Below are 9,300 nucleotides of genomic sequence, written 5' to 3'. Positions count from 1 at the left end.
GAGGGTCTGAGGGTCTGAGGGTCTGAGGGTCTGAGGGTCTGAGGGTCTGAGGGTCTGAGGGTCTGAGGGTCTGAGGGTCTGAGGGTCTGAGGGTCTGGCGCGTGGGTGTTGCGGGCGTGTTGCAGTGGTGTGGTGGGCCGGGCGGGGCCTCCACCTGCTGGCCCCCCCTTTGCTGGACGCCCGCCTGCTGGACCTCCCCCTGCGGACTTCCCCCTGCGGTGCTCCCCCTGCCGTGTCTCCCTATTGCGGTGCCTCCCTATTGTCTGGCGTGAAATCCGCCGGGGGACAACACGGCGGCCCCTGCCACGGGGCCTTGGGGCCAGCCAAAGCGTAAAAAAATACCGTTCAGTTACCGCTCGGATACCGCCTTGATACCGACGTGCGAATCTCGTGATTCCAAGGGCTTGGCCCCCCTGACGGGCGCGATACCGACATCGGTGCCGAATTCCCGGCTTTTCCCCCCTCGCGCACTGCCGCGTCACGGCCCCTTCATCGAACCGCCCCACCGCCCCCTTGTCGCCCGCCGGAGGGGGTGGTCTGGCCCCGCGCCGCCCTGCCGAGCACTGGAAAAAGAATGCCGTTCCGGCTAGGCTGGCAAAGCCGGGCGCAGGTTCCAGCAACAGCGATCCCGAAGGTGATCCCGTGGCCGCCCCGGCGGCATGCCCCGGAAATCTGCCCGGATGCGACGCGGGCTTGCGCGCCAAAAGCCCTTGTTTTCCTGCATAAAAAGGCCGAAATAGACGGCAACGCATTACCAAAGGACATTCCGATGAAGACGTTCCTTCGCTCCACCCTGACCGCCGCCAGCCTCGCGGCCGGCCTTGCCGTCAGCTCTGCTTCCACGGGCCTTGCCGCCAATGATTTCGGCCCCCTCGTGACCCCCAGTGCCCTGTCCGATGACCTTGGCCAAAGCGCGCCACTGGTGCTGGATATCCGTGGCGATGTCTATGAAAAGGGTCACATTCCCGGTGCCGTCTCGGCCCCCTACGGCCTGTTTCGCGGTCCGGCCAGCAATCCCGGCCAGCTCGTTCCCGAAGACAAGCTGGAAGCGACGCTGCAAGACCTCGGCATCACCAAATCCCGCCCTGTCGTCGTCGTGCACCAAGGCTCGGACGACTCGGATTTCGGTGCTGCTGCAAGGGTTTACTGGACCCTGAAATCCAGCGGAGTCAGCCAGCTTGCCATCCTGAACGGCGGCATGAATGCCTGGGCCGCGGCCGGTTTTCCCACCAACGCGGACCCCGTGACGCCAGTGAAATCGGATATCGACATCACCTTTTCTCACCAATGGCTGGCCGACACCGACGAGGTCGCCTCGATCGTCGATGGTGACAGCAACGCCGTCCTGGTCGACTCCCGTCCCGCCGCCTTTTACGAAGGCAAGCAATCCCACGGCGCGGCTTCCCGCCCCGGCACCCTGCCCGGAGCGGAAAATGTCGCGCATTCCGAATGGTTTGTGCCCGGCACGCCGTCGATCACCGACAGCGCCTCGGCCGCATCTTTGGCGGAAAAGTTCGGTCTGAACACGGATGAAGAGGTCGTCGCCTTTTGCAACACCGGCCATTGGGCCGCGACCGATTGGTTCGCCCTGTCCGAACTGGCGGGTGTGCCGAACGTCAAGCTCTATCCAGACTCCATGGTCGGCTACTCTCAGACCGATCACGAGATGGCCAACACACCGGGATTGCTGCAAAATCTCATGAACCAGCTCAAGGGCGACTAAGCCATGACGGTGATCACACAAACAACGGGGGCTGCCGCTGAGGCGGCCCCTTCGCCGTTCCTGCCGCGTCCTCTGCTGATCGCGGCGGCGCTGGTCATGATTGCCGCGCTGGCCTTGTTCGGAGGGGCGCGTTACGGGCTGCTGCTGGCCGTCGGGCTTGGCTTCGGCATCGCGCTCGAAGGGCTGCGTTTCGGTTTCGCCGGGCCCTGGCGCGCCATGATCCTGCGGCGCGAGCCTGCGGGCATCCTCGCTCAACTGCTTGCAATCGCACTGGTTTCTGTCGTTGCCTTTCCGTTGCTTGCGGCCCATCCGGGCGAGATGTCGGGGGCTGAGGCGCCGATCGGCTTTGCCATGCTGGGGGGTGCCTTTGTCTTTGGTGCGGCGATGCAGGTGGTGCTGGGCTGTGGCTCTGGCACCCTGGTCAATGCCGGCAGCGGCAATCCTGTCAGCCTGCTGGCGCTGCCTTTCTTCGCCATCGGCAGCTTTTTCGGCGCCTACGGCATGGTGTGGTGGACCAACCTCGGGGCGCTGCCCATCCTGGTGCTGAAGGGCACATCGGGGCTGGTCGTGACGCTGATCGCGCTGGCGCTGGTTGCGGGCGTGCTGTTGCTTCTGGGCAAGCCGGGCACCCGGCGGATGCCGCGCCGCCTGCTGATTGCGGCGCTGGCGATTGCCGCGCTGGCCGTGGCGAACCTTGTCGTCTCGGGGCAACCTTGGGGCGTGGTCTACGGCCTCGGGCTATGGACGGCGAAGGTCGGCGTGGCCCTGGGCGCGGACCTGTCCGGCTCGGCTTTCTGGAGCGCGCCCGGCACTGTTGCGCGACTGAACGATAGCATCCTGACCGACATTACATCGTTGACAAACATAGGAATTATCGCCGGAGCCTTTGGTGTCGCGGCCTGGCGTCGCGGTGGGTTGGAACAGGGCATTCCAAAGCTTCCGGCGCGGGCCTGGGGGGCGACCATTGTGGCTGGGCTGCTGCTGGGCTATTCCTCCCGGATCGCGTTCGGCTGCAATGTCGGGGCGTTCTTTTCGGGCATCTCGACAGGCAGTCTGCATGGCTGGGCGTGGTTCGTGATGGCATTTCTGGGGGCATTTGTCGGCATCTGGCTACGGCCGCGACTGGGGTTGGAGGCACGGCGATGACACGCAAGGTAACGGCCAGCCTGAGCCTGTTGTTCATCGTCGGGCTGGTGCTGTTCGACCAGGGTACGGCACGGCTGAACCCCTATCAGGCGCCGGCGGCCTTTGCGCTCGGCTCCGGTCAGGTGGCGAGCGGGGGGTTCTGCGGCGCACTTCCGCAGTGACGTCGGCACCGGCGGTGCCCGGTGTCGGTGTGAGGTGGCTAAGTCCTTGATATCGCGAAATTCGCACGTCGGTATCAGAACGGTATCCGAGCGGTATGTGAACGGTGCAATCTGCACCCATACCACTGGGCCCGCGGGATAGGTCGCAACGGCAATTTGGCGAGGCCCCGTGGGGCGGAAAGGATCGAATCGTGACGATCACGCAGGAAGACGACCTGGAGGCGCTGAAGGTCATTGGCCGCATTGTCGCCAATACAATGCACGCGATGGCCCGCGCGATGGAACCGGGCATGACGACGGGCGAGCTGGACCAGATCGGTCGCGGTCTGCTGGACCGCGAGGGGGCCGTTTCGGCACCGGAACAGGCCTATGATTTTCCCGGCGCGACCTGCATCAGCGTCAACGAAGAGATCGCCCACGGCATTCCCGGCGCGCGGGTGATCGCGGCGGGCGATCTGGTGAACATCGACGTCTCCGCCAGCAAGAACGGGTATTTCGCGGATACGGGCGCGACCTTTCGCGTCGGAGCGGTCGCACCATCGCTGGACAGGCTGTGCCGGGATGGCAAGCGCGCCATGCAGATCGGCATCGCGCAGGTCGGGGCCGACAGGCCGCTGGCGGGCATCGGGAACGCCATTGGAAAGTTCGCGGACAAGCGCGGCTATACTCTGATCCGCAATCTGGCCAGTCACGGGGTCGGGCGGTCGTTGCACGAGGACCCCGGCGAGATCCCGACATGGCCGACACGCGGCGACAAGCGGCGGATCGCCAACGGTTTGGTTCTGACGGTCGAACCGTTCCTGTCGCGCGGCGGGTTATGGGCCGATACCGGCGACACGGGCGATGACGAATGGACGCTGTTCAGCACGCCGCCCGCACCGGTCGTGCAGTACGAACATACCGTGGTTGCGACCCGACGCGGTGCCCTGATCGTGACGCAGCCCGGCTGACACGCCGCCCGCGCAGTCTGCGTGGGGTGCCGATGCCGCCGCCAAAAGAAAAAGCCCCGGCGCGACGCCGGGGCTTTTCCTGTTTCGGCAGGGGGGACGAAGGGCCGGGCACGCGGCCCGGTCCCCATGCCCTTAGCCGATGATCATGTTCAGCGTTTCGCTGGGCCGCATGACGTCTTCGGTCTTTTCCGGGTCACCGTGGAAGTAGCCGCCCAGATCGACGGGCTTGCCCTGGGCCTCGGCCAGCTCGGACGTGATGGATTTTTCGTTTTCCACCAGCTTTTTCGCGATCGGCGTGAAATGCGCCGCCAGTTCTGCGTCGTCCTTCTGATCGGCCAGGGCCTGTGCCCAGTAGCGGGCGAACCAGTAGTGGCTGTCGCGGTTGTCAGGCTCGCCCACCTTGCGCGAGGGCGAGCGGTTGTCATCCAGAATGCCCTGCGTGGCCGCATCGACCGCCTGGCCCAGGACGCGGGCCTTGGGGTTGTTCTTGCTCTCTGCCAGAAACTTGAGGCTTTCGCCCAAGGCGCAGAATTCGCCCAAGGAATCCCACCGCAGGTGGTTTTCTTCCATCAGCTGCTGGACGTGCTTGGGGGCCGAGCCACCGGCACCGGTTTCAAACAGCCCGCCGCCATTCATCAGTTTGACGATGGACAGCATCTTGGCCGAGGTCGCCAGTTCGAGGATCGGGAACAGGTCGGTCAGGTAGTCGCGCAGCACGTTGCCGGTGATGGCGATGGAGTTTTCCCCCTTGCGTATGGTTTCCAGCGACAGGCGGGTGGCCTCGCGCGGGGCGAGGATCTGGAACTTGTCCGCAACGCCCTGTGCCTCGAGGATCGGCTTGACGTAGGCGATCAGCTCGGCGTCGTGGGCGCGGTTTTCGTCCAGCCAGAAGATGGCCTGGCAGCCCATGTCCTTTTGCCGGGCGATGGCGAGGTTGACCCAATCTTCGATCGGGGCCTTGCGGGCCGAGGCCGAGCGCCAGATATCGCCTTTTTCCACGGTGTGTTCATGCAGGACGGTGCCGTCCTCAAGGATCATCCGGACCACGCCATCGGCGGGGATTTCAAAGGTGGTGGGGTGAGAGCCGTATTCCTCGGCCTTCTGCGCCATCAGGCCGACGTTCTGCACGGTGCCGCAGGTTGCGGGGTCCAGCTTGCCGGTTTCCTTGAAATACTTGATCGTCTCGTCATAGACGGGGGCATAGCTGTCATCGGGGATCACGCAGTTGGCGTCGTGTTCCTGGTTGTCCGGGCCCCAGCCCTTGCCGCCGGCACGGATCAGCGCGGGCATCGAGGCGTCGATGATGACGTCGGAGGGGACGTGCAGGTTGGTGATGCCCTTGTCGGAGTTCACCATGTACATGTCGGGGCGCGTCGCGCGGACCTCTTCGATGGCAGAGACGATCTCGGGGGCGTCCTTGACACGTTCCAGCAGCGCGCCGAGGCCCGCGTTGGGGTTGACGCCCAGTTCGGCCAGCGTGTCGCCGTGTTTGTCGAAGACCGGCTTCAGCCAGGCCTTGACCGCGTGGCCGAAGATGATCGGGTCCGAGACCTTCATCATCGTGGCTTTCATGTGCAGCGAGAACAGCGTGCCTTCGGCCTTGGTCGATTCGATTTCCTTGGCGAGGAAAGCGTCGAGCGCCTTGGCCGACATGTAGGTCGCGTCGACCACGGTGCCGGCCGGGTAGGCGACGCCGTCCTTCAGCACGGTTTCCGTGCCGTCGGTGGCGGTCAGCACGATCTTGGCCTTGGCGGCATCGGCCAGGGTGCTGGATTTCTCGTTCGAGAAGAAATCGCCGCCGGACATGGAGGAGACGCGGGTCTTGCTGTCGGGCAGCCATTCGCCCATGCGGTGCGGGTTCTTCTGGGCGTAGTTCTTGACGGCGGCGGCGGCGCGGCGGTCGGAGTTGCCTTCGCGCAGAACGGGGTTCACGGCCGAGCCCTTGATGCTGTCGTACTTGGCGCGCACGGCTTTTTCTGCGTCCGTGGCGGGGGAGTAGGGGTAATCGGGCAGGGCATAGCCTTGCGATTGCAACTCCTTCACCGCGGCGACAAGCTGGGGTTCGGAGGCCGAGATGTTGGGCAGCTTGATGACGTTGGCGTCGGGTTGCTTGACCAGTTCGCCGAGGATGGCGAGGTCATCGTCCTGGCGCTGATCTTCGGGGAGGTCGTCGGAAAATGTGGCGATGATGCGCCCGGCGAGCGAGATGTCGCGGGTGCCGAAGGTGACATCGGCGGCGGCGGCGAAGGTGCGGATGATCGGCAGCAGCGAGGCGCTGGCGAGCTCGGGGGCTTCGTCTACCTTGGTATACACAATGTCGGGGGAAGTCGTCTTGGCCATGTTTTCTTACCCTTTTTCCAAATCTGGAAGCTTTGCCCGCTGGGGCTGTGGCGGTGAACGTCTGTGCTGTCTGACCCGGCGGATACGTCGGGGAGAGCGCGGTACAGTCTGAAAATGTCCGTCCCGATATTCCCTAGAGCGGGACGCGGGCGAGATCAACCGTGCACAGGGCGGCCATTGGGATCTTGGGTGGATCTTGCGGGGGTCTTTGGGGGGATCTTGCGGGCGCGCGCGGAACTGGATCGCGGATGTGCCGGCATGGCGCGGGGCGAGGTGCTGCGGCCGGGGGAGGGCCCGTTGCCTGGTATCGGCGCGAAGTCCGGACGACATCGGGGCGGCAAAGCGGCGGTGCCGTGGCATGTGGTTGGCAGAAGAATGGCGCGGGCAGGATCTGCGCCGCGCCATTCAGGGTCATGAGCAGGCTTGTCGCCGGCTCAGCGTGGTTCCGACCTGAGGCCCTTGATGATCGCCACGCACATCAGCAACAGCACCAGGGTGAACGGCAACCCGGTGGAGATCACCATCGCCTGGAGCGCCCCGAGGCCACCGCCGAGCAGCAGCACGATGGCCACGGCCCCTTCGAAGGTGGCCCAGAACACCCGTTGCGGCACCGGTGCGTCGACCTTGCCGCCAGCGGTGATCGTGTCGATCACCAGCGAACCGGAGTCCGACGAGGTGACGAAGAACACGATGACCAGCACCACGGCGATGATCGAGGTGACGCCGGTGAACGGCAGATCGTCGAGCATCGCGAACAGCGACAGCGGCGGGTTGTAGCTGTCGATGACCTGCGCCTTGACGGCGGAACCGATGGGATCGGAGATCACCTGGTCGATGGCGACGCCGCCGAACACGGCCATCCAGAGCACGCAGACCAGCGAGGGGATGATCAGCACGCAGGTGATGAATTCGCGCACCGTGCGACCGCGCGAGACGCGGGCGATGAACATGCCGACGAAGGGTGACCAGCTGATCCACCAGGCCCAGTAGAAGGCCGTCCAGCCGTTGCGGTAATCGTCATCCGTGCGCCCGATGGGATTGGACAGGGGAATGATTTCCTTGACGTAGGCAACCATGCCCTGGCCGAAGTCGGTCATGATCGCCAGCGTCGGGCCGACGACGAGCACGAAGAGCAGCAGCAGCGCCGCAAGGCCCATGTTGACCTCGGACAGCAGCTTGACCCCGCCGTCGAGGCCGCGCAGCACCGATACCAGCGCCACCGCGGTAATGCAGGTGATCAGGATGACCTGCACGGTGGTGTCGACGGGAATGCCGAAGACGTGGTTCAGCCCGGCGTTGGCCTGTTGCGCGCCGAAGCCGAGGCTGGTGGCAAGGCCGAACAGCGTGGCAAAGACCGCGAGGATGTCGATGACATGTCCGGTCCAGCCCCAGACGCGATCCCCGAAGATCGGATGGAAGGCCGAGCGGATCGTCAGCGGCAGGCCCTTGTTGTAGGAAAACAGGGCCAGGGCCAGCGCCACGACGGCGTAGATGGCCCAGGGGTGCAGGCCCCAGTGGTAGATCGTGCCGGCCAGGCCCATGGCCTTGGCGCGTTCGATGTTTTCCGGGATCAGGTTGCCATCGGCGTCGAAGGGCGAGGGCGTGCCGAGCGGGCTGGAAACCGCCATGTGATAGACCGGTTCCAGCACACCGAAGAACATCAGCCCGATGCCCATGCCGGCGGCGAACAGCATCGCGAACCACCCGATGTACGTGAAGTCGGGCGTCGCGTCCTTGCCGCCCAGACGCACGCGGCCCCAGGGGCTGACGATCAGGAACAGGCAGAACAGCACGAAGATATTCGCCGCGCTGAGGAAGAACCAGTCGAAGGTCGAGGTCAGGTAGGGGCGCAGCCAGCCGAAGATCGCCGCCGATTGTTCCGGCAGCGCAAGTGCATAGAAGACGAAGGCCACGATCGAGAGTGCCGAGATCATGAAGACCGGGTTGTGGATGTCGAAGCCGAAGGGGCCGACGCTGCCTTCGACGTTGTCCTGCCCTATCTCGTAATCGGTGTCGATGAGCTCCGTTGCGCCCTCTGGGGCCGGGATGCCCTGGGTGCCATCGGGTTCGTCCATATAACGTACTCCTGTCTTTCGTATCGGCGTTCGGCGACCGGGCAATGGGCGCCGACGCGAGTGTCGGGTTTTCACACCTCTGTGAGCTTGCGTGAGAGAAACACTAGGGGAGGGGTGGGGTGAAGTCCACCAAGGGACAATCATGCCGTGTGGGATCTGTTGGTGGTGCTGTTGCCTGGGCGGGGCAATCCTTATGTTTTCAAGGCAATTTGGGTGGCGTGCACACGCATACCGGGCAGAAATTATTTTGCGCGACCGGGGCTGCGTCCGGTGTAGGGGCCGCGGGCCCCATGAGCGCTGCGGTCGGGCCGCCGACGACCGCCGGGCTGTTCTGCGGATATGACCTGGTGCCGGGGAGCGCCCTGTGCGGAAAGCAGCGCGCGGGATGGCCGGTGCCGGGGGCCTGCCCCCGGACCCCCGGGATATTTCCACCAGGGAAACGAGGGGGGTGGCGCAGAGCCGGGCGGCGCGCATTGGGGAGAGCCGGGTGGCGCGCGTTGGGGGAGCTGGGCGGCGCGCGTTGGGGGGAGCTACTTGAGCTGGCTGTCCTTGGAGCCGCGGCGGTTGATCCCGCCGCGTTGGGTCTTGCGGCTGTCGCGGTCCTGCTGGCAATCGATGCAGAGCTTGACGCCGGGGAGCGCGGCGCGGCGGGCCTCGGGGATCGGTTCTTCGCATTCGGCGCAATGGGTCAGGCTGTCGCCGACAGGGGCGCGCCGCGATTTCAGGCGCGCCAGTTCATCTGCGATAGATGCCTCGATCTGTTCACTTACCGCGCCGTCGCGCGACCATCCGCCTGCCATGACGCCCTGCCTTTCGTTGGTTTCGATCCCTGGGCATGATCTAGGTGGAAATTGCGCGAATGCCACCGTTGCGTTGGCGGGGTGGCGCTGCGCGGGTTAATGGGG

The 9,300-nt window shown here is 65.1% G+C and carries 7 protein-coding genes; 4 read left to right on the top strand and 3 right to left on the bottom strand.

What is annotated here, in order from left to right; genetic code table 11:
* Nucleotides 1-769: 769 nt before the first annotated feature.
* From DL237_RS09300 to map, 4 genes are all read left to right on the top strand, one after another.
* Nucleotides 770-1,723: a sulfurtransferase gene (locus DL237_RS09300; protein ID WP_119398785.1), complete on the top strand. Its 954-nt coding sequence runs from the start codon at nucleotides 770-772 to the stop codon at nucleotides 1,721-1,723.
* A 3-nt stretch (nucleotides 1,724-1,726) separates the two neighbouring features.
* Entirely contained in the window at nucleotides 1,727-2,869 is a 1,143-nt protein-coding gene (locus tag DL237_RS09295) for a YeeE/YedE family protein (RefSeq protein WP_119398784.1), read from the top strand.
* Complete coding sequence (locus tag DL237_RS20715) at nucleotides 2,866-3,030, top strand: hypothetical protein (protein ID WP_199672031.1); 165 nt, start codon at nucleotides 2,866-2,868, stop codon at nucleotides 3,028-3,030. Before DL237_RS09295 ends, DL237_RS20715 begins: the two co-directional genes overlap by 4 nt.
* A gap of 191 nt (nucleotides 3,031-3,221) precedes the next feature.
* Nucleotides 3,222-3,980 carry a type I methionyl aminopeptidase gene (gene map / locus DL237_RS09290; protein ID WP_119398783.1) on the top strand — a complete coding sequence of 253 codons (759 nt, stop codon included), beginning with the start codon at nucleotides 3,222-3,224 and terminating at the stop codon, nucleotides 3,978-3,980.
* A 132-nt stretch (nucleotides 3,981-4,112) separates the two neighbouring features.
* Here the strand turns inward: map and DL237_RS09285 are convergent, their stop codons facing one another.
* The 3 genes from DL237_RS09285 to DL237_RS09275 all read right to left on the bottom strand — a co-directional run bounded on the left by DL237_RS09285 (nucleotide 4,113) and on the right by DL237_RS09275 (nucleotide 9,195).
* Nucleotides 4,113-6,320, bottom strand: coding sequence for an NADP-dependent isocitrate dehydrogenase (locus DL237_RS09285; protein ID WP_119398782.1), 2,208 nt, complete (start codon nucleotides 6,318-6,320; stop codon nucleotides 4,113-4,115).
* Nucleotides 6,321-6,754: 434 nt separating this feature from the next.
* Nucleotides 6,755-8,395: a BCCT family transporter gene (locus tag DL237_RS09280; RefSeq protein WP_119398781.1), complete on the bottom strand. Its 1,641-nt coding sequence runs from the start codon at nucleotides 8,393-8,395 to the stop codon at nucleotides 6,755-6,757.
* A 530-nt stretch (nucleotides 8,396-8,925) separates the two neighbouring features.
* Nucleotides 8,926-9,195 (bottom strand): DksA/TraR family C4-type zinc finger protein, encoded by a 270-nt coding sequence (locus DL237_RS09275; RefSeq protein ID WP_119398780.1) that lies wholly within the window; start codon nucleotides 9,193-9,195, stop codon nucleotides 8,926-8,928.
* Nucleotides 9,196-9,300: the final 105 nt, after the last annotated feature.

This window comes from Pseudooceanicola sediminis (assembly GCF_003575965.1).
Lineage (GTDB): Bacteria > Pseudomonadota > Alphaproteobacteria > Rhodobacterales > Rhodobacteraceae > Pseudooceanicola > Pseudooceanicola sediminis.
The sequence above is the reverse complement of the archived record's forward strand: the minus strand, read 5'-3'. Positions and strand labels throughout refer to the sequence as shown.

Excerpts from the sequence above, each read along its gene's own strand:
- DL237_RS09300 (WP_119398785.1), top strand. The coding sequence starts at position 770 with ATGAAGACGTTCCTTCGCTCCACCCTGACCGCCGCCAGCCTCGCGGCC.
- DL237_RS09295 (WP_119398784.1), top strand. The coding sequence starts at position 1,727 with ATGACGGTGATCACACAAACAACGGGGGCTGCCGCTGAGGCGGCCCCT.
- DL237_RS20715 (WP_199672031.1), top strand. The coding sequence starts at position 2,866 with ATGACACGCAAGGTAACGGCCAGCCTGAGCCTGTTGTTCATCGTCGGG.
- DL237_RS09285 (WP_119398782.1), bottom strand. The coding sequence starts at position 6,320 with ATGGCCAAGACGACTTCCCCCGACATTGTGTATACCAAGGTAGACGAA.
- DL237_RS09280 (WP_119398781.1), bottom strand. The coding sequence starts at position 8,395 with ATGGACGAACCCGATGGCACCCAGGGCATCCCGGCCCCAGAGGGCGCA.
- DL237_RS09275 (WP_119398780.1), bottom strand. The coding sequence starts at position 9,195 with ATGGCAGGCGGATGGTCGCGCGACGGCGCGGTAAGTGAACAGATCGAG.